We start from the raw sequence: 19,286 nt of genomic DNA on the forward strand, positions 1-19,286 counted from the left end.
TTGGAACAACTGTAGGTATTTAATACAAGCAGCAGATGGGGATTGTCGTTATCACCCAATCCCGATTGTTATCCCGCCGTGCATTTCTACATATAACGGGGTATAAAATGGAAACTGGCAGGTGTGCCCCGCCGATTCGATTCCACCTTGAGGCGAGTTGCATCAGGGTGGGACAGATTCGCCGCTCGGGTAAATCGCTCTTTCGGGCTCACCCGAACGGGCAATCCATTTCGCTGGAGGGTTGCATGACGAAGGACTCCGGATCAGGAGATGACCCCGTCGAAGTTCCGGCCTGGCCTGCCCATATGGAGCGGCGCCGTTGGCCGCGCGATCCGGCAGCCCGAAAGGACCGTTCAGCCGAAAGGTCGCCGGCGCTCGTACCTTCGCGATTTTCGACACATGATCTGCCGCCGCAAGAGCAATTTAGATCCTGGCGGGCGCATATGGCGCCGCTCGTGGACGTGCGCCTGCCCGATGGGGTGTCCGAAGAGGACGGCTTTGCGGCCGAACTGACCGGTTGGCATCTGGGCGATTTGCTGATCGTTCAACAGGTGACGCCGGCACATAGTTACGAGCGCTCCCAGGCCATGTTGCGCTCGAGCCCCATCGATCATTGGAACGTCGGTCTCTTTCGCAGCGGCCGGTCATGGACAGAAGCCGACCGCCGCGTCACCGAGACGGGGCCGGGGGAGTTCTTCTTCCGGTCGCTCGGCTATCCCTATCGAGGGCGCATGACGGATGCCGCATCTATCCTTCTCTTCATGCCCTATGAACTGCTCGCGGACGATGCGGGCAAGCTCGAGGGTGCAAACAATTCGGTCTTGTCCGGCAGCCTCGCCGACCTGCTCGCGAACTATATCAACGGCATGGAAGAAAACCTCGGCAACATCACCGTGGAAGAAGTGCCGCGCATCGTTCGCACGATACGCGACATGGTGGTCGCCTGCGTGGCGGCTGTGAGACCGGATGCGGGAGGCTCTCAGGCAAAGATGGGAGTGATGGAGCGGGCGCATCGATATATCCACCTGAACCTGCACTCGGCCGAGCTGACGCCCGAAGCCATATGCCGGGAGCTGGGAATTTCCAGAACCCGTCTCTATCGGCTATTCGAGCCGAGCGGCGGCGTGCTGAACTATATCCGCAGACGTCGGCTCCTGCAGGCGTACGCGGAGCTCAGCGATCCGACGAACAACCGGCCCATCGCGGAGATCGCCGAAGCGGCCGGTTTCGACCTCGCCGCCAATTTCACACGTGCCTTCAGCCACGAATTCGGAGCGAGCCCGCGCGAAATCCGTAAGGCTGCGGCCGCCGAACGCCTCGCCACGCCCGTTGCCCCGCCGGAGCGGGACCGCGGGGCGACGATCGGCGACTGGCTGAAGTCGGTTCAAGGATGAGGGATGAGCAGCGCACCCGTGGCACATCTTCGGGCGTCATGGACTATCGACACCGTCATGATCGCCGGGGTTTCCGGCATCAAGCGTTGGCGCCGCCGTCTATGACCAGCGAAGCACCGGTGACAAACTTGCCTTGCGGCCCCGCCAGCCAGGCGACGAGTCCGGCAATGTCTTGCGGCTCACCGTAGCTGCCGGTGGCGATACGTTCCCGTTGCGCTTCGGCATGGTCGCCATCGGCCGGGTTCATATCGGTGTTGGTCGAGCCTGGATGAACGATGTTGACGGTGATCCCGCGCGGTCCGAGGTCACGGGCCAGGCCTTTCGTCAGGCCGGCCAGAGCAGCCTTGCTGGCCGAATAGAGGCTGATCCCCGGCCAGGGAACGAGTTCGGCCAGGTTGCTGCCGATCGTGATTATCCTGCCGCCGTCACCGAGATGCCTTGACGCGGAACGAATGGCCACGAAGGGCGCACGGAAATTGATGGCCATCACCTCGTCGAAATCGGCGACAGTCGTCTCCTCCAGCGGAGCCGAGTGCCAAATGCCCGCGCTGTTGACCAGTATGTCCAGCCCGTCCAATGTTTCGACAGTCTGGCGAACGGCCTGCTCGATGGCTTCGGCGTCGCGGTTGTCGGCGCGGATTGCTACCGCGCGACCGCCTGCCTGCTCGATCTCGGACACGACCGCCTGCGCCTGGTCGGCCGCATTCACATAAGTCAGCGCCACCGCTGCCCCCTCCAGAGCAAGCCTCTTGGCGATAGCCGCGCCGATACCCCTGCTGCCGCCGGTGACGAAAGCGGTCTTTCCGCCCAAACTGATCGATGTCATCGGAAAACTCCATTCTGTAATGATCGATACAGAAATGTTGCCCGAGCTTGCCAATGCCTGTCAAGCGATATATTTATCGATCGTTACAGAAAAGAGTTGATCTTATGTCCGACAAAGGCCGGCCCCGCAGCTTCGATCGTGCCGATGCGCTCATGCGCGCCATGCAGGTGTTTTGGGAGAAAGGATACGAGGGCGCGTCGCTGACAGCGCTGACCGCCGCCATGGGCATCAATGCGCCCAGCCTTTATGCCGCATTCGGCTGCAAGGAAGCGCTCTATCTGGAGGCAATGGAGCTCTACGCGCAAACGGTCGGCACTGAAATCTGGGAGCCGCTGGAGACAGCGCCGACGGCAAGGGAAGCGGTCAAGAGATTCCTTTTGGCGACAGCCGAAGCCTATTCTCAGCCGGATACCCCGCACGGCTGCCTGATAGCGCTCGGAGGACTTTACCAGGCAGCAATTCCCGAAGCGGTCTGCGAAGCGATGACCCGTCACCGCACGGAAAACAGCGATAAGCTACGCGACCGGCTGGAGGCTGCAATTGCCGGAGGCGAGTTGCCCGATGGGGTGAATGCCGGCGCCGTCGCGACCTTTTATGCGACGGTACAACATGGAATGTCGATCCTCGCGCGTGATGGCGGCAGCTATGAAGCCCTGAGAAATGTCGCCGACGGCGCAATGGCCGCCTGGGGCGTGTTGACGCAAAACGCGGCGTCATAGGAACGCCCGGCGGGCTTCGGACACCCGCCGGGCAAGCTTGAGGTTCACAGCAGGAGAGGAAAGGCTACGCGGTTTCTCCCGCTCGAACGCGTCTAAGACCCATGATTTACTGAACGACCTGCACCACCGTGCGGCTCTTCGGCTCGACGATGACGCGCTTCTCGTTGACAACCGCATAGGCATAGCGCGTATCGTCCGGGATCGGCGTGACCACCACCGTCTCAGGCAGCGGCTTTCCGACTACGATCTCCTGTTGAACGACGACCGGCTCTGCCGGAAGCGGCTGCGCCTCGACATACTCGATCACCTTCGGCGGCGGCGGGTCGAGCGCCGCACCCGCGACTGCTCCTGCGACACCACCAACGGCTGCCCCGACAGGGCCTCCTATGACTGCACCTGCAGCAGCTCCGCCGGCTGCGCCGGTAACGGTGCTGTTCTTGGTCGTGCTCTGCGCTGCTGCTGGAGCAGCAAAGCAGCCGAGCCCGAGACCCAGAACAATGGCACCTTTGACGATCAGATCTTTCATCAGGCATTCTCCCGTTATGCGAAATGCGTCCCTTCCGCCAAACAACCCGTTGGGCTCAGGAGTTGTTCCGTGGCTTGGCGGAATGCAGCGAGCTGGCGAAATCGCCTCAATGCCCTGCTGGAGGAAATCCATGCAGGCGATCGGGTGTCGCCGGTTCCCTTCAGCCGGTGTCGCACTATAAGTGAAACCCTACAGCCGGGGATATTTGCCCGCACGCACGCCGAAGGCTCTCGGGAAATGGAGGAACAGCATTGGCCGACAATCCCCTCTACGACATTCGCGACGAACGTTTCCGTTCGCTGATCGTTGGCAGCGCAGCACTCGAAGAACTTTATCGCGGCTGCCGCTGGGCGGAAGGACCGGTCTGGTTTTCCGACCTCGACTGCCTGATCTGGAGCGATATTCCGAACCAACGCATGATGCGGTGGACGCCGCACGGCGGCGCTTCCGTCTTCCGCTCCCCCTCGAACTACGTGAACGGCAACACGCGCGACCGCCAGGGCCGCCTGATCTCCTGCGAGCACGGCGGCCGGCGCGTGACACGCACGGAACATGACGGCCGTATCACCGAGCTCGCCGACAGTTATGAAGGAAAGCGGCTCAATTCGCCGAACGATGCCGTGGTGCACTCCGACGGCTCGATCTGGTTTACCGATCCAACCTACGGCATCATATCGGACTACGAGGGCCACAAAGCGGAACCGGAACAGCCGACACGCAACGTCTACCGCATCGACCCTCTATCCAGCGCTATCAAGGCCGTCGTCAGCGATTTCATCCAGCCGAACGGGCTCGCCTTCTCACCGGACGAGGCGCGGCTCTTTATTGCCGACTCGGGATCTGCAAAGCACGAGATTCCGAGCCATATTCGCGTATTCGACGTCGCCGCTGGCGGCGTTCTCGCAAACGGCCGCTATTTCTGTTCGATCGACAACGGCAATCCGGACGGCTTGCGTTTCGACGTGGCGGGAAACCTTTGGTGCAGTGCTGCCGACGGAGTGCATTGCTTCGACGCCCACGGCACCCTGCTCGGCAAGATCCTCGTGCCGCAGACGGTGTCGAACCTCACCTTTGGCGGCCCCAAGAAGAACCGCCTCTTCATTACGGCCACCCGGTCGCTCTATTCCATCTACACGGCAACGAACGGCGTGCAGTATCCGTGATGCCTTCAGCACGCCTTCGAACCTGGGAGCGCCCTTCAGCTTAGCCTCAGATCGACGCCGGGGTGGAGTTTCTTGAGGTTCGGCAGGGACTTCGTCTGCCAGGGGAACTCGGAGCTTCCGCGAACGGTAAACTGGATGTTCGGCCGCTTGCGCGCTTCGATGGTGAGCTTCGCGAGCAGGTTGATTCCGGAGGAATTGAGAAACTGCAGCCCCGTGAGATCCACAGTCATGCGCTCCGGCTCGGCTTCGAGCATATCCATTACGAGGGAGAAAATCGGGGCGTAGGCTTCGGTGCTCGGCAAGCGCATCGTCCCGTCGAAATAGATGTCCTTGTCTTCCGACCAAACGCGATATTCGTCTTCCTTGATTTCCATGTTTTCGTTGTCCGTCAATTCGAGAGGTCGGGGATGGCGATAGAAGCATAGGTTTCCAGCGGGATCTTGCCATCCGCTTCGCCGGATCCGAATATCCAGGCGAAGTGTGCACCATAATCGCTCATGAGCGTCAAAAGTCCAAGGCCGGAACCGGAGCCGGATCCTGTTGCGTTCGCCTCTATCCGCTCAATCAGGAGGTCGGACGGATCTCCTATCGTTATTTCAGAAAGCAGATGGCGGAACTTGTCGGCCGTGCCCTCGTCGACAAGATTGGAAATCTTGGTTCGGAACGTGTTGGAGGCGATCGCCGCCTCTACGACGATTTCGCCGCCTGCACGGAATTTCACGGCGTTCTCTATCAGCTCATTGGTCAGATAGCCGACATTGTGCCGGACTTCCTTGTAGAGGCCGCGGGACGTCTTGTAGCGCAGAGCCGCGAACTCGGCGACGAAATCGGACGTCATCGCGCAATGCTTCCAGCCGAGATCGAGCGGGCCGTCGAAGAGACGAAGTTTCGTCGAATTCTCGCCCGTGCCGACGGCAAGGTCCTCCAGTCCATATAAGGTCGTCATACGCTCACCTGTGCCTCATCACCACCAGAGTGATATCGTCATGAATTTTCTGGGTGCCGATATGTGCCATCAAATCCTCGATGATACCGGACTTGACGTCCTCGGCGCTGCTGCCATAGCGGCATCGCGCGCTTTCGCAGAGCCTTTCGATGCCGAAGAGTTCGCCGGTTCCGCTCTCCGCCTCCGTCACGCCATCGGTATGGAGGATGATCATGTCGCCGCGACCGAAGGAGATTTCGCGCGTTGCGACAAAGGCGGAAATATCCGGCTCCAAACCGATGGGCAGACCGAGATCGAGAGTGTCGATCCGCTCCACCCTTTCCAGATCTCTGATGACGATCAGCTCCTCGTGCTGACCGGAGAGCGTCAGCCTTGCGCCGTCATAGTCGAGAAATGCCAGGGAGAGATGCTTGTTGGTCCTGGTCCTGACGAGATTCTTGTAGATCGCCCGGTTCACGCGATTGAGGAATTGCGCCGGCTCCATCTCGCCCATCTCCTGCAAGGCGCGGGCTACGGATTGGACCATCAGCATCAGCACGCCACTCTCAAGACCATGCCCCGTCACGTCGCCGATGCCGATCTTCAGCCGCTTTCCGTCCTTCAGCACGTCGTAATAGTCGCCGCCGACCTCGTCGGCGGGCCGCATATAGGCGGCGATCTCCAGTTCGGCAATTTCCTCGAGTTCGCCGGCCTTCGGCAGGACCATCATCTGGATATGGCGGGCAACGGCGAGTTCCGCGCCGAGACGCAGGTTCTCGCTGCGCAACTGCTGGTTCAGCGCTGATATCTGGAGGTTCGCCTCCTCGATCTCTTTCGTCCGATCCTCGACCAGCTGTTCGAGGTTCTCGGTGTGGAAGCTGATCTCTTCCGCCATACGATTGAAGGCGGCGCCGGCGTCGCCGACCTCGTCACGCGTCGGAATGTCGACCCGCACCGAATAGTCCTTGGCCTCGATGCGCTTGGCGGCATTGGCAAGGGCGCTTATGCCGCCGGTGATCCGCTTGGATATGGCGAATACGGCGGCAATGACGAAAAGCAGGGATACGAGGAGCGCCAGGACCTGATAAATCAAGATCCGGTTGGTCGCCTCCGAGATCCCGGCTTGGGCGGCAAACAGCGAAGCGTAGATTTCCCGCTCGGGCACGGCGATGCCGAGCAGCATCGCTTCACGGCGGACCGGGCCCGATGCCCAAAGGTTGGTCGGCTGCAACTGTTTCAGGACGACCAGATAGGGTACCCTCTCGCCGTTCTCCTCAAGGAAAATATGCTTGAGCAGCCCATCCTCGCCCAAGGGCAATCGTGCAATTTCCGGCTGGGCGCTACGACGCAGAGAGCGATCGACACCCGTCACACCTCCGCTGGCGGCCGCGTTCGACGCCCGAAGGCCGATGATCTTTTCTCCGACCGGATTGATGGCAACGACGTTGCCGTCCGACATCGTCAGAAAGCCGAAACCGGTCTCGGCAACCTTAACGTTCTCGACGATCTCGGCCAGCTGGTCGAGCGTGATATCCGTGCCGGCAGCGCCCAGCACACGACTGCGGTCGCGCGACCACAGCGGCTGGAAGAAACTCACGATGAGCTTGCCGGTAATCGCGTCGGTATAGGGCGCCGTCTGAGTGATGTCGCCATTCATGGGACGTGACTTCGGATCATGCGCCCATTGTTCCCAGGATTCGTAAAGCCCGGGAAAGAAGAAAGACCAGAACTCCGCCGAATTGTGCCCCGGGTAGAGCTTATCGAAGGTCTGGGCCTGATCGGTATAGGGCGCCGTCCTGAATATCGGTCGCTCTCTCGGGCCGATATAGTACATCTGCAGTTTCGACTGACCGTTTGCGAGCAGGCTCGGCGCGACAAGGTCCAGAACCGCGCTGTTCTCGATGTCCGTCTGCACGTCGGGAAGCGGAACGTGGTTCTGATCAAGAAGATAGCCCCAGACGCTGACGACCGAGGGAGGGCCCGGCAGGTTCTGAGCCCATCCCCCTTTCTGATCGTACGCGACCGTCACCGTTCCCGGCGCACCGCGCGCCATCGCCTCCCCGATTTCCGATTTTCTCACCGGCCGATCGATCTGCTCCTGGAGAACGCCCGCCAATGTGCCCACATCGGAGTGGACCTGGTTGAGCAGCAGGTTGACCCGGGCGGCCGTGGTTGCCGCATAGGAGCGGATATAGTCCTGGTTGGCCTCCTCCAGGCCGCGGCCGACTTCCGCCGCCGCGTCGCGGGAAAGTCTCTGCACGTTCCAGAGCGCAAGACCGCCGGTGACGAGCAGATCGAAGAGCACCGCGCTTCCGACGACCAGCACGAACTTGGCGCGGAAGGAGCGCAGGCCCAAACGGGAGGTGTTTTCCCCGGGCAGACTCATAGCGGCTTGCGCCCCGAGGCCGCCCAGATCGGCCAGCCGGCATAACCCTTGGGATGGAGAGCCGCAAAAATATGATCCCGGAAACCCTGCCGGAATCGTTCGATGAACTCGGGCGGGTCGCCGCGCTTTACGGCCATTTCACCGGCATAGACGTTCTCCCAGGCGGCGATGATATCGGCGAAGTCTTGAGGGTCTCCGTCGAGATTGGTGACCATGAACGATTCGACGATGATATCGTCAAAGCCGGCATCAACAAGATAGCGCTTGCTCTTCGGTCCGAGCTCCACATCCATCTCGAAATGGCTGAACAGCCTCGCGACCTCGTTGTAGGTCCATTGAATGCTCTGTGCGCGCGGCTCGCCGAGACAGTGCGAATTTTTCTCGTTGGTTATATAGACGCGCCCGCCCGGCTTGCAAATGCGGAAGAGTTCCTTCAGGAGCACGTCCGGCTGATTGAAGATCTGCAGCGAGTGGCGGCAGGTGACGAAATCGAACTGGTTATCCTCCAGCAGCATCTCGGAGGCATCGCCATAGGTATATTCGATATCCGTGACGCCGAAACCGGACGCCACATCGCGCGCATAAGCGAGGCTCGCCTTCGAATGGTCGAGTGCGACGATGCGTGCCGGCTGGAACTCCTTTCGAGCCAGCATGGCGAAGTCGCCGATGCCGCAACATATGTCCGCCATCGTCATACCCGGGCGCAGGCCGTGACGCGGGAGGATCGTGCGCTCGTGGCGCCAGGTCATTTTCGTCTGTGTGCGCAGGATCGGGATGAAGCTCGTATTTTCTACGAAGCTCTGCCCAGGATAGAACTTCGAGTCGTAGACCTCGACGGTCACTTGCGGCTCGATCCTGTTCAAATGGGCGAACATGCGCTCGGTCCAGCCCACGACGCTCGAGGTCACGACGACGAAGCGAATGTCCGACCGCGTGCGGCAGGCATCGAGAAGGACGCGCGCGAAGGCGTGATAGGCCGTGTTGTTCATCTGTACCAGGCGCTTGACGTTGATGTAGAGAACGCCCCGCACCTCTTCGATTGCGCCTTTGAGCATCGATATGCTTGCGGCAATCTCGTCGGCCGAGCGCGGCCGCATCACCCCGGAAAGAGCGAATTCCTGACTGTTCGGGTCGAATTCCACCTTGAAGGGAACTGCAAACGCTGTCGTACTCACCTCACCACTCCTTCAAGAGGCAGATCCACGACAAGCTTGATCGATGGCGGATCGCTTTCGTCGAGCCGGACGTCGGCATCGAAATTGATCGACAAGTCCAGAAGAACGGCCTCGCGACTCGGTGCGAGATCGGTGGAGATGGAATCAAGGTAGCGCGCATGGGCGTCGCCGTCGCGGGTCTTCGACACCGCCTCGCGATAAAACTGCCTCTGCCCGGGCGGGCACGGGAACGTAAGCTCCACCCGCTCAGTCGGCCCCCATCGATAAACCGCACAGCCGATCCGGCCGTCGGGGGAGCCGCTGCGAAACGAGACCTCGAGAAGTTCGTTCAAGGCGGAGGAGAAGAAATTCGAGTGGCGAACGGGATCAGTGCGATTGTGACTTATCATTCGCGCCATGAAGGTCGACAGCTGATCGCAATGGTTCCAATCGGAAAGAAAGGCGCCCATCTCCATCTCGAACTGGAGCAAGGGCTCGAAAGCGGCTTCCGTGGGCTGGTTCTCGGCTCCGTGCATGCGGCTTCCTCCGTTACGCAAAAAAAGCGACGCGAAATTCAATGACTGCCCGAAATAATTCCCGGCACTGACCCCCTCATCTTCGTTGAAAACCTGCCGCAGGGATGGCCGGCGTTTTGCGGATAAAGTCGGCTATCGCTTCCGCGCGCATCGGCATGCCCAGAAAATATCCCTGCAGGCGATCGCAGCCTTCATTCCTGAGCCAGGCTGCTTGCTCCGCGGTCTCCACTCCTTCGGCGGTAACATCCATGCCGAGGCCGTGGGCGAGCGCGATGATGGAGCGCACGATCGTCTGGCTCTTCTCGTCCCTTTCCAGGTCCCTGATGAAATATTGGTCGATCTTGATCGTGTCGAAGGGGAAATTCTTCAGGTAACTCAGCGACGAATAGAAGGTGCCGAAATCATCAAGCGAAATCTGCACGCCTAATACATTCAAAGTATTGAGCGTATCGAGGTTGTTGGTCGTACGCTCCAGAAGCACCGACTCGGTGATTTCGAGCTCGAGACGGTCTGCGCGCATGCCGACCAGGTCGAGCGTCTGGGCCACGCGGTCCGTAAGCCCCTCGTGAAGGAATTCGGCGGGAGAGAGATTGACGGCGATCGTGAAGTGGGACGGCCAGTCCATGGCAGCCCGGCACGCCCGCTCCAGCAGCCATCGCCCGATGTCGCTCATCAAACCGTCGGCTTCCGCCATCGGAATGAAGACACTCGGAGGGATGATGCCGACCAGTGGGTGACGCCAGCGCAAAAGGGCTTCGAAGCCGACCACCGCCGAGGAGGGCTTCACCAAGGGCTGATATTCAAGGAAGAACTGCCCCTCCTGAAGGGCGGTGCGCAGGCTTCGGCGCAACATTTCCCTTTGTTCCAGCACCATGAGCATCGAGCGGCTGAACGTGCTTGACCGGCCCCGACCGTCCTTCTTCGCAGCATAAAGCGCGATATCGGCAGCTTTCATCAGTTGCTCGACCTCGTTGCCGTCCGCCGGCGCGACGGCAATTCCGACGCTTGCTCCGACGAAGACGTTGATGCCCTCGACCGTGAACGGTTCCTTGAACGCGTTGATCAGTGCGTCTGCCAGACGTTCAGCCTCGCTCGGCTGATCGGCCCTCCACTGAATGACCGCGAACTCGTCCCCGGCCAGACGGTAGGCGAATTCCCGATCCCTCAGGACGCTCCTGATCCGGTCCGCCGCCATCTTGAGAACGGCGTCGCCTGCCCCGTGTCCCAATGTGTCGTTGATCGGCTTGAAATCGTCGAGGTCGATCTGCATGAGCGCCAATCGGACGCCGTTAGGCACAGGCAATGCGCCCCGCAGCTGATCGCTGAACTGCCGCCGGTTAGGCAACCCGGTGAGAACGTCATGGGTCGCCTGATGCAGGAGAAGAGCACGATCGCTCTCGCCCTGACTGAACGCTTCGCGGTAGGTGGAACTGCTTTCAGCTTCGACGACCCCGATGCCGCGCGCACTGCGGAAAATGACGAGCGTGCGTCGGCTCCCGGTCGATGCATGGGCGGTTTCGACGGTGCGCGGCAATCCGCTTGCAACGACGAATTCGACGGCGGACTTCGGTCCGGGCGCCAGCAGTTCCGGATAGATGTGCCAAAGGGACGCCTCGACGAGAGAATCGACGGCATAGGTCTGTCTGAGCCGCGGCGTGCATTCGACGAGCTGAAAACTCGCGTCGTAAAGCGAGACAAGTTCGTCGGAACCGGCGAAAAAGTCGGACTCGACGGAAGATGAAGCAGGCAGTGTCGTATCGCCGTCCGGCATCCTCGCCTTTCCTTCCGTTCCGTGTCGCCCGAGCAAGCCCCTGAGGCTACAGTTCGCTATCTTCGATGCAACCCTGCCATTCCCAGAAAAATTATCGCGGAACGTGTCGCGGTCAATGGCGCACGACTGCAGAGAGTTAATTTGCGTGATTCCGGCGGAAAGATGGCTAAGGGTTGAACTCGGCTGCGGGCACGCAGGCGCGGCCGATCCATCTTGTCACGATGGACCGGTTTCCGGACGCTACGGCGCAAGGATCAACTTCTCGCGGCAGACAGTCCATAGCTCGCGTGCGAAAGAGCCCGCTCTATGCCGCGCAATTCTGCAAGCCCTTTCAGTCGGCCGATCGCCGGATAGCCGGGCTGGGCCCCACGGGAGAGGTCGTCGAGAATCTCCTGCCCGTGATCCGGCCGCATCGGAATCTGGTGGTCCGACCGACTGGCGGCGCGCCGCCGCTGCTCTTCCTTGAGCAGTTCGGCAATGACGGCCACCATGTCCGTGTCGCCCTCCAGATGCTCGTCCTCGTAGAAGGAACAGGGTGTCCGTTCCTCCTCGCGTTGGACGTTGCGCAGGTGGACGAAATGAATTCGGGACGCGAACTGGCGGGCCATGGCCGGCAGATCGTTGGCGGCCAGGGCACCGAGAGAACCCGTGCAGAGGGTGACGCCATTGGCAGGGCTGTCGACCTCCCGCAGCATGAAGGCGTAATCTTCGGCGTTCGAGAGAATGCGCGGCAGGCCGAGCAGCGCCCAGGGTGGATCGTCGGGATGGGCACAGATGTTGATGCCCGCCCGTTCCGCCACCGGCGTCACTTCCGCGAGGAACTCTACCAGGTGATGCTGCAGTTTTTCGCGACCGACGCCGTCATAAGTGCGCAGATGCTCTCGAAGCTGCGGCAGACTGTAGCCGTCGGCAGAGCCGGGAAGCCCCGCGCCGATATTGCGGGAGAGCGCGAGCCGCCGCTCCTCGGTCATTTCACGAAACCGCCGCTCGGCCGCCTCCACCGTCGGCGCGTCGTAGTCCTCGTAAGCGCCCGGCCGCTCAAGGAGATGGAGGTCGAAGGCCGCAAAGTCGATCCGGTCGAAGCGCATCGCCTTGGCGCCGTGGCGCGCGGTCCAGCGCAGATCCGTGCGGGTCCAGTCGAGGACCGGCATGAAATTGTAGCAAACCGTGTGGATGCCGGCGGATGAAAGACGACGCAGCGTTTCCTGCCAATTGGCGATGTGCTCGCGCCAGGGACCGGTCTGAGTCTTGATGGACTCGGAAACGGGCACGCTTTCCACAACCTCCCACTCCAACCCGCCTGCGCGGACCTCCTCCTGCCGCTTGCCGATCTCTTCAACGGGCCAGACGTCGCCGGTCGGAATATGGTGCAGCGCGCTTACGATCCCCTGCGCACCGGCTTGCGCTGCATCTTGAACGCTCACCCGGTCCACCGGCCCGAACCAACGCCATGTATGTCGCATGTGAACTCCTCAGGAAAGAAATGTCAGCTGCACCTTGCATGCAGCGGATCGATCGCCGGCCTGCTCGAAGGCCCGAACCGCCTCGTGGACCGGAAACTCATGGGAAATGATCGGCCGCACGTCGATCCGGCGATTAGAGATGAGCGCGACGGCAATGGCGAATTCTCGGTCGAACCGCTGCGATCCGACGAGCCGCAACTCCTTGCCGACCAGCGAATGGAGCGGCAGGTTGATTTCGCCCGTCACGCCGACCTGCACGATCGTGCCGCGCGGCCGAACTGCCGCGACCGCGCTGCGCAGTGCCGGTTCGGCGGCCGAGCACTCGAAGGCCACGTGGAACTGGCCCTTGTCGGCCTCGTAGGCGGCAAGACCAGCCGGATCGCGACGCACATTGACGGTGCGGGTCGCGCCCATGGCCCTCGCTCTGTCGAGTGCCGCATCGGCCAGATCCGTTACGACGATCTCATCGGCTCCCGCATGGCGCGCCGCCGCCACCACGAGCGCGCCAATCGGCCCCGCTCCGGTGACGAGTATCTTCTTTCCCCTGATTTCGCCGGCCTGGGCGACCGCGTGAAGACAGACCGCCAGCGGCTCGGCGCAGGCTGCCTCGCCGGGGCTGACCAGCGAGCCCGCTGGATGACATTGGACGGCCGGAACCACCAGCCAGTCGCGGAACATGCCCTGCGTGTGGGGGAGACGCATTGCGCTGCCCAGGAAGCGCATATCGAGGCAGTGGACCGGGAGGCCTTCGCCGCAAAAGCGGCAGGTCCCGCAAGGCTGGCTCGGATTGACCGCCACCAAATCATCGACAGCAAGGCCGGAGACGCCGGCCCCGAGCGCCGCGACGCGGCCCGAGGCCTCGTGGCCGGGTATGATCGGCTCACGAACCCGGACGGGCCCGAATCCCCCGTCCCGGTAATAGTGAAGGTCCGAGCCGCAAATGCCGCCTGCGGCCATCTTCAAAAGCACCTCGCCATCCCCCGGCGCAGGAACGTCGGCGACTTCCAGCCGAAGATCACGTGGGCCGTAAAGCCGGGCAAGGCGTGTGCGCATGGGTGCTCCCGACATCAGCGGATCAGTCCCACGGACTGCGGCAGCCACAATACCACAGCCGGAACGAAGGTGATCAGAATGAGAGCGATGAACAGCGGCACAAGCCATGGCAGGATCGCCATCGTCGTTCGCTCGACCGAGAGCTTCGCCACCCGCGACAGTACGAAAAGCACCATGCCGAGCGGCGGGTGAAGCAGGCCGATCATCAGGTTGAGCGTCATGATCAGGCCGAAATGCACGGGATCGATACCGAACTGGGCGGTCAATGGCAGAAGGATGGGCACCAATATGGTGATTGCCGCGATCGTATCGAGAAAACAGCCGACGAAGAGCATCAGAAGGTTCACCAGGATGAGGAAAACCCATTTGTTGTCGGTGATTGTCAGGATCGCGCCGGAGAGCATCTGCGCGGCCTGACTGACCGTCAGGAGCCATGCGAAGATCGACGCCGCCGTGACGATGAAGAGCACCGATGCCGTCGTCTCGATCGTGTCGAAGGTCGCACGGGCAAGCGTCGACATCGTCATCGTGCGGTAGCGGACCAGCCCCAGGAACAGCGACCAGATCACGGCGGCGACGGCCGCTTCCGTCGGCGTGAACCACCCCATGGTCATGCCGCCGATCAGAATGATTGGCGTCATCAGCGCCATGACGGCGGAAAAGTCGAAATACCAGTCGAGGGCCAGCAGCACCACGAGCGCGATGCCGACCGCAAGGTTCATCGACAGTCCGGCCGCCATCAGGAGATAGATGAGAAGCGGAACGGCAAGCACGACCACGACCTCGAGCGATGCCGCAAGCAGCCGCTTCAATTCGAAAGGCGTATCCGAGCCCCAGCCGCGCTTATAGGCGAAGATCGCCACCGTCAGCATCATCAGCACCGTCATCACCACGCCCGGCACGACACCGGCCATGAACAGCGCCCCGATGGAGACGTTCGCCATCATGCCGTAGATGACGAAGGGCAGCGACGGTGGGAAGATCGGACCAAGCGTCGCCGAAGCGGCGGTAACGCCGACCGCCGCATCGACCGGATAGCCGTGATCCTTCATCGCCTTAATCTCGATCGTCCCGATGCCGGCGGCGTCCGCAAGCGCGGTGCCCGACATCCCCGAGAAGATCACCGAGCCGACGATGTTGACCTGTGCCAGCCCGCCCTTCATCCAGCCGACGAGGGCGACCGCGAAGGAATAGATGCGGCCGGTGACGCCGGCGGAGTTCATGAGGTTGCCGGCCAGGATGAAAAAGGGCACCGCAAGCAGCGGAAAGCTTTCGACGCCCGCAATCATCCGCTGCGCCGCGATGATGTCGGGCGCGACATTGTAGGAAACCAGATAGAGGACTGACGCTGCAGCCATGGAGATGGCGACGGGAACGCCGACCAGCATGAGGACGAGAAAGGAACCGACGAGCAGGAGCATGGGGATCAGTCCTCGACCTTGTGGAATTCTTCGGGCTTTTCGAGAACCGAATAGCCGCGGCGCTGATTGGCCACGAAGACCTGGATGGAGCGGATCAGCATCAGCACGAAACCGGCCGTCACGCTATAGAAGACGATGTTGCGCGGCAGATCGACGGTGACCATACGTTCATGGGCGACGATCGCCACGTAGCGCCACATCAGCCAGCAGGCATAGGCGAAGAAGACGATCCGCACCAGATCCACGAAGATCGCCAGGGCACGGGCGACGGTCGGCGGCAGATAATGATAAAGCACGTCGACCTGGATGTGGCGCGACAGGCGCACGCACATGACGGAGCCCAGAAACACGACGCCGATCAGGCAGTTCGTGGCGATCTCCTCCGTCCAGGCATAGGAGTCGTTGAGCACGTAACGCGTGAAGAACTGCAGGAACACGCATCCGGTCATCAGCCAGAAGACGGCGAGCGTCACCCAATCCTCAAAGGCATAATTGGAGAGATCCGCGGCTGGCGGAGCCTCTTCGAAGGCATGGGCGATTTCTTCGGGCGTCGTTTGCAAATGGACTTCCTGGGACATGGCATCATCCGGCGTCTGGAAAAACGAAACGCCGGCCCGCCATGGAGGGCGAGCCGGCGAGAGTGGTTCACTTGATGGCGCGGATGGCCTCCCAGTCTTCCTTGTTGTAGCCGAAGTCTTCGAGCTTCACCTTTTCATTGACGGTCTTCTCGAAATCGGCCCTGTCGACCTCGGTCACTTCGATGCCACGCTCCTTGAAGGTGGCCACGAGCTCCTTTTCGCGCTCTTCGATGATCTTGGTAGCACGCACGGCCGCCTCCTGCATCACCTCGGTGAAGATCTGCTTGTCGGCATCGGAGAGCTGCGACCAGAGGTTCTTCGAAACGACCGTGTTCAGATGATCGACGATGTGGCCCGTCAGAACGATATGTTTCTGCACTTCGAAGAACTTCTTCGCCTCGATCGTCGTCAGCGGATTTTCCTGAGCCTCGACGGTGCCGTTCTGGAGCGCGAGATAGACCTCGGCAAAGGCAATCGGGGTGGTGTTGGCACCGCAGGCCCGCGGCATGGCGAGATATGCCGGTACGTCCGGCACACGCATCTTCAGGCCCTGCATGTCGGCGCATTTGGCAATCGGCCTGTTCGATGTGGTGTGGCGCGTACCGTAATAGGTGACGGCGGTGATATGGTTGCCCGATGCCTCTTCATATCCCGCGGCCAGACGCTTGAATACGTCGCTCTTGGTATAGGCGATCATATGGGCGGGGTCGCGGAAGATATAGGGAAAATAGGTGACGCCGATCGGCGCATAGTCGCGCGCGGCGAAGCTCGAGCCTGAAATGATGATATCGACGGTGCCGAGCTTCAGGCCCTGATTGATATCCGCTTCCTTGCCGAGCTGCGACGCCGGGAACACGTCGATCTTGTAACGCCCCTCGGTGCGTTTGGCGATCTCTTCCGCCGCCCAGACGGACTCGGTATGGAACGGCTCCGACGTTTCGTAGACATGGGCCCATTTGAGCGCCGTTTGCGCATGAGCCGATAGAGCTGATGCCAGGATGGTCGCGGTGGCACCGAGTAGCGTCAGCAGTCTGATCGTCATCTTTTTCCTCCCAAAGTGAAATCGTCGCTGTGTGGATTACCGCCCGACGCGCCTCCACGCGGCGGGTATCGTGCTGTCTGACGGCTCCTCATCGAAGCTCGCGGACAGGCGAAGCTGCGATTGGTCGAGATGCGCCCGCATGGCTGCGCGCGCGGCGGCGGGATCCCCGAGCGCGATCGCGTCGCGGATGACGCGATGCTCCTCCATCGCTGCCCGCCAGGTCTCGGTGTTTTCGAAATAGCTCGCCAGCTTTTCGAAATAGGGCGTCATGCGCATGTCGTGGATGCTGCCGACGAAGCGGTTCAGAGTCGCATTGGCAATGATGCTCGAGACGATGACGTGAAACTCGCGATCGATCGCAAGCGCGAGGCGGCGATCCTCGAGTGCGGCGGCCATCCGGGCAAGATTGTCGTCGAGAACGGAAATATGCTCCGGGCGTGCCAGCCGCGCCGCTTCCTCGGCGATGGCGCATTCGACCACGGCCCTGGCCCGCAGCAGTTCGAAAGGGCCTTCGAAATCCTCGGGCGGCGCATCGGCCGCCGGCGCCGGACGCGCGGTCACATAGATGCCCGAACCCATGCGGATGTCGATGAAGCCTTCCACTTCGAGCACTATCAGCGCTTCTCGGATGGTGGGTCGCGAAACGCCGAACATCTGCGCCAGCTCGCGCTCCGCCGGAAGCCGCGACCCGTGCGCCAGTTCGCCCCTTTCGATCAGGGCTCGCATCTGATCCGCCACCTGGCGATAGAGGCGACGCGATTCCACGGCAGAGAACATCATGATCCCCGTTGAGGCGACCTGCGGCCAGGTGGCCAAGTGGTCATACCAATCGCTACACATTACTCGTGCTTGCGTTCGTGTCAACGGTGACCGCTGCCTCATGACAAGTACCGCCTCCAACAAAAATGCCCGGCAGAATGCCGGGCAGTCGGCAGGGAATTGGCTATCCCTCCAGGGGAAGTGGATATCGCGACGCACGGATCCGCGGACCACGACGGCCCGGCGGAGCGTCGATCCGAACGGGCTATTGCGCAAGCGCGCCGGCCGGGACACCTCGGTCGGCCTCGCGCTTGATCTGCCGGATCGAGACATTCATCCAGACCATGGAAACGGCTACGATGACGAAGAGCAGCATGAAGCAGCTGGACCAAAGGCCGGTCACATCCTTAAGGAAGCCGAAGGCGATCGGCAGGACGAAGCCACCGAGCCCGCCCATCATGCCGACGATGCCGCCGACGGCGCCCACATGGGAGGGATAATAGACGGGTATGTGCTTGTAGACCGCCGCCTTGCCGAGGCTCATGACGAAGCCGAGCACGAAGGTTACGACGACGAAGACGATCGGGGTCACCAGGATCGGCATCGCACCGCCGGCCGCACCTGCGGGTATCGACAGAATGGCCGTCGCGACGGCAGACACGGCGAACATCGCATACATGATCTTGCGGGCCCCGAGCTTGTCCGACAAAGCGCCGCCATATGCGCGGAAGATGCTGCCGGGAATGGAATAGGCGGCGGCGATCATGCCCGCAGTCTCGATGTCGAAACCGTAGACGCCGACGAGATAGCGCGGCAGCCAGAGCGCGAGCGCCACGAAACCACCGAATGAAAAGAAGTAGTAGAGCGAGAAGCGCCAGACCTGAACGTTCTTGAGTGGCTCGAATTCTCTAAGGAAGCTCTTCCTGGGTGCACCAACATCGCGGCGGGCGCGGAATTGCGGATCGTCTTCCGTCGAGAGCCAGAAGACAACCGCCGTGACGAAAAGCGCGGCCGCCCAGACCTGCGCGACGGCCTGCCAGCCGAGGGCGACGAGAACGAATGGCGCCAGAAATTTCGTGACCGCGGCTCCGACGTTGCCGGCACCGAAAATCCCGAGGGCCGTGCCCTGTTTTTCCGGCGGAAAGAAGGGCGAGACATAGGCGACCCCAACGGCAAAGGAGCCTCCCGCCAGTCCGACGCCGAGCCCTGCAAGGAGCATCTGCGGATAGGTCGTGGCATGAGCGAGCAGGAAGGTGGCGAGTGCTGCCGCCAGCATGGTGATCGTGTAGACGAGGCGGCCGCCATAGCGGCTGGTCCAGATGCCCAGCACGATGCGGACGAGCGAGCCGGTCAGGATCGGCATGCCGATCAGGAGCCCGAACTCGGCTTCGCTCAGGCCCAGTTCATCCTTTATGCGCACGCCGATGATCGAAAAAATGGTCCATATGGCGAAACAGATCGTAAATGCACCCGTTGAGACCCACAAGGCGCGTCCTGATGCGCCCTTATAGGTCGACTGCGTCTGGTGAAGAGCGGACATGATATCTCCCTGCGCGATACCTCGCGCGAT

The 19,286-nt window shown here is 61.5% G+C and carries 18 protein-coding genes; 3 read left to right on the top strand and 15 right to left on the bottom strand.

Annotated features, from left to right (window positions below; translation table 11 throughout):
* Positions 1-245: 245 nt before the first annotated feature.
* Positions 246-1,394 carry an AraC family transcriptional regulator gene (locus ACFHWW_RS19250; RefSeq protein ID WP_379940137.1) on the top strand — a complete coding sequence of 383 codons (1,149 nt, stop codon included), beginning with the start codon at positions 246-248 and terminating at the stop codon, positions 1,392-1,394.
* Positions 1,395-1,473: 79 nt separating this feature from the next.
* Here ACFHWW_RS19250 and ACFHWW_RS19255 read toward each other — a convergent pair whose 3' ends face one another.
* Entirely contained in the window at positions 1,474-2,220 is a 747-nt protein-coding gene (locus tag ACFHWW_RS19255; protein WP_379940139.1) for an SDR family NAD(P)-dependent oxidoreductase, read from the bottom strand.
* 104 nt (positions 2,221-2,324) lie between these two features.
* Between ACFHWW_RS19255 and ACFHWW_RS19260 the strand changes: the two genes are divergently transcribed.
* Positions 2,325-2,939, top strand: a complete 615-nt coding sequence (locus ACFHWW_RS19260; protein ID WP_379940141.1) for a TetR/AcrR family transcriptional regulator — start codon at positions 2,325-2,327, stop codon at positions 2,937-2,939.
* A gap of 106 nt (positions 2,940-3,045) precedes the next feature.
* On the opposite strand, the gene ACFHWW_RS19265 is transcribed toward ACFHWW_RS19260, so the two are convergent.
* On the bottom strand, positions 3,046-3,465 hold the full coding sequence (locus tag ACFHWW_RS19265; protein ID WP_102762653.1) for a DUF1236 domain-containing protein: 420 nt from the start codon (positions 3,463-3,465) through the stop codon (positions 3,046-3,048).
* Between the two features lie 251 nt (positions 3,466-3,716).
* On the opposite strand from ACFHWW_RS19265, the gene ACFHWW_RS19270 reads away from it, so the two are divergent.
* Positions 3,717-4,628, top strand: a complete 912-nt coding sequence (locus tag ACFHWW_RS19270; RefSeq protein WP_379940143.1) for an SMP-30/gluconolactonase/LRE family protein — start codon at positions 3,717-3,719, stop codon at positions 4,626-4,628.
* 35 nt (positions 4,629-4,663) lie between these two features.
* On the opposite strand, the gene ACFHWW_RS19275 is transcribed toward ACFHWW_RS19270, so the two are convergent.
* The 13 genes from ACFHWW_RS19275 to ACFHWW_RS19335 form a co-directional block, all read right to left on the bottom strand.
* Positions 4,664-5,002, bottom strand: coding sequence for a slr1659 superfamily regulator (locus tag ACFHWW_RS19275; RefSeq protein WP_026168975.1), 339 nt, complete (start codon positions 5,000-5,002; stop codon positions 4,664-4,666).
* Positions 5,003-5,016: 14 nt separating this feature from the next.
* Positions 5,017-5,574 carry a slr1658 superfamily regulator gene (locus ACFHWW_RS19280; protein ID WP_102762651.1) on the bottom strand — a complete coding sequence of 186 codons (558 nt, stop codon included), beginning with the start codon at positions 5,572-5,574 and terminating at the stop codon, positions 5,017-5,019.
* Positions 5,575-5,578: 4 nt separating this feature from the next.
* Positions 5,579-7,939, bottom strand: coding sequence for a SpoIIE family protein phosphatase (locus ACFHWW_RS19285; RefSeq protein WP_379940146.1), 2,361 nt, complete (start codon positions 7,937-7,939; stop codon positions 5,579-5,581).
* Positions 7,936-9,114, bottom strand: coding sequence for a methyltransferase domain-containing protein (locus ACFHWW_RS19290; protein ID WP_379940148.1), 1,179 nt, complete (start codon positions 9,112-9,114; stop codon positions 7,936-7,938). Before ACFHWW_RS19290 ends, ACFHWW_RS19285 begins: the two co-directional genes overlap by 4 nt.
* On the bottom strand, positions 9,111-9,629 hold the full coding sequence (locus tag ACFHWW_RS19295; protein ID WP_379940150.1) for a ubiquinone biosynthesis methyltransferase UbiE: 519 nt from the start codon (positions 9,627-9,629) through the stop codon (positions 9,111-9,113). Before ACFHWW_RS19295 ends, ACFHWW_RS19290 begins: the two co-directional genes overlap by 4 nt.
* Positions 9,630-9,705: 76 nt before the next feature.
* A complete protein-coding gene (locus ACFHWW_RS19300; RefSeq protein ID WP_379940152.1) occupies positions 9,706-11,400 on the bottom strand; it encodes a putative bifunctional diguanylate cyclase/phosphodiesterase in 1,695 nt (564 codons plus the stop codon).
* A gap of 254 nt (positions 11,401-11,654) precedes the next feature.
* Positions 11,655-12,863: a mannonate dehydratase gene (uxuA, locus tag ACFHWW_RS19305; protein WP_379940154.1), complete on the bottom strand. Its 1,209-nt coding sequence runs from the start codon at positions 12,861-12,863 to the stop codon at positions 11,655-11,657.
* A 9-nt stretch (positions 12,864-12,872) separates the two neighbouring features.
* Positions 12,873-13,916, bottom strand: a complete 1,044-nt coding sequence (locus ACFHWW_RS19310; protein ID WP_379940156.1) for an L-idonate 5-dehydrogenase — start codon at positions 13,914-13,916, stop codon at positions 12,873-12,875.
* Positions 13,917-13,930: 14 nt separating this feature from the next.
* Positions 13,931-15,337: a TRAP transporter large permease gene (locus ACFHWW_RS19315; protein WP_379940158.1), complete on the bottom strand. Its 1,407-nt coding sequence runs from the start codon at positions 15,335-15,337 to the stop codon at positions 13,931-13,933.
* Between the two features lie 5 nt (positions 15,338-15,342).
* Positions 15,343-15,915, bottom strand: coding sequence for a TRAP transporter small permease (locus tag ACFHWW_RS19320; RefSeq protein ID WP_379940160.1), 573 nt, complete (start codon positions 15,913-15,915; stop codon positions 15,343-15,345).
* Positions 15,916-15,982: 67 nt separating this feature from the next.
* A complete protein-coding gene (locus ACFHWW_RS19325; RefSeq protein ID WP_100672345.1) occupies positions 15,983-16,957 on the bottom strand; it encodes a sialic acid TRAP transporter substrate-binding protein SiaP in 975 nt (324 codons plus the stop codon).
* Positions 16,958-16,993: 36 nt separating this feature from the next.
* Positions 16,994-17,734 (bottom strand): FadR/GntR family transcriptional regulator, encoded by a 741-nt coding sequence (locus tag ACFHWW_RS19330; protein ID WP_100672572.1) that lies wholly within the window; start codon positions 17,732-17,734, stop codon positions 16,994-16,996.
* A gap of 247 nt (positions 17,735-17,981) precedes the next feature.
* On the bottom strand, positions 17,982-19,256 hold the full coding sequence (locus ACFHWW_RS19335; RefSeq protein ID WP_379940163.1) for a nitrate/nitrite transporter: 1,275 nt from the start codon (positions 19,254-19,256) through the stop codon (positions 17,982-17,984).
* Positions 19,257-19,286 lie beyond the last annotated feature (30 nt).

This window comes from Sinorhizobium sp. P24N7, assembly GCF_042436655.1.
Classification (GTDB): domain Bacteria; phylum Pseudomonadota; class Alphaproteobacteria; order Rhizobiales; family Rhizobiaceae; genus Sinorhizobium; species Sinorhizobium meliloti_A.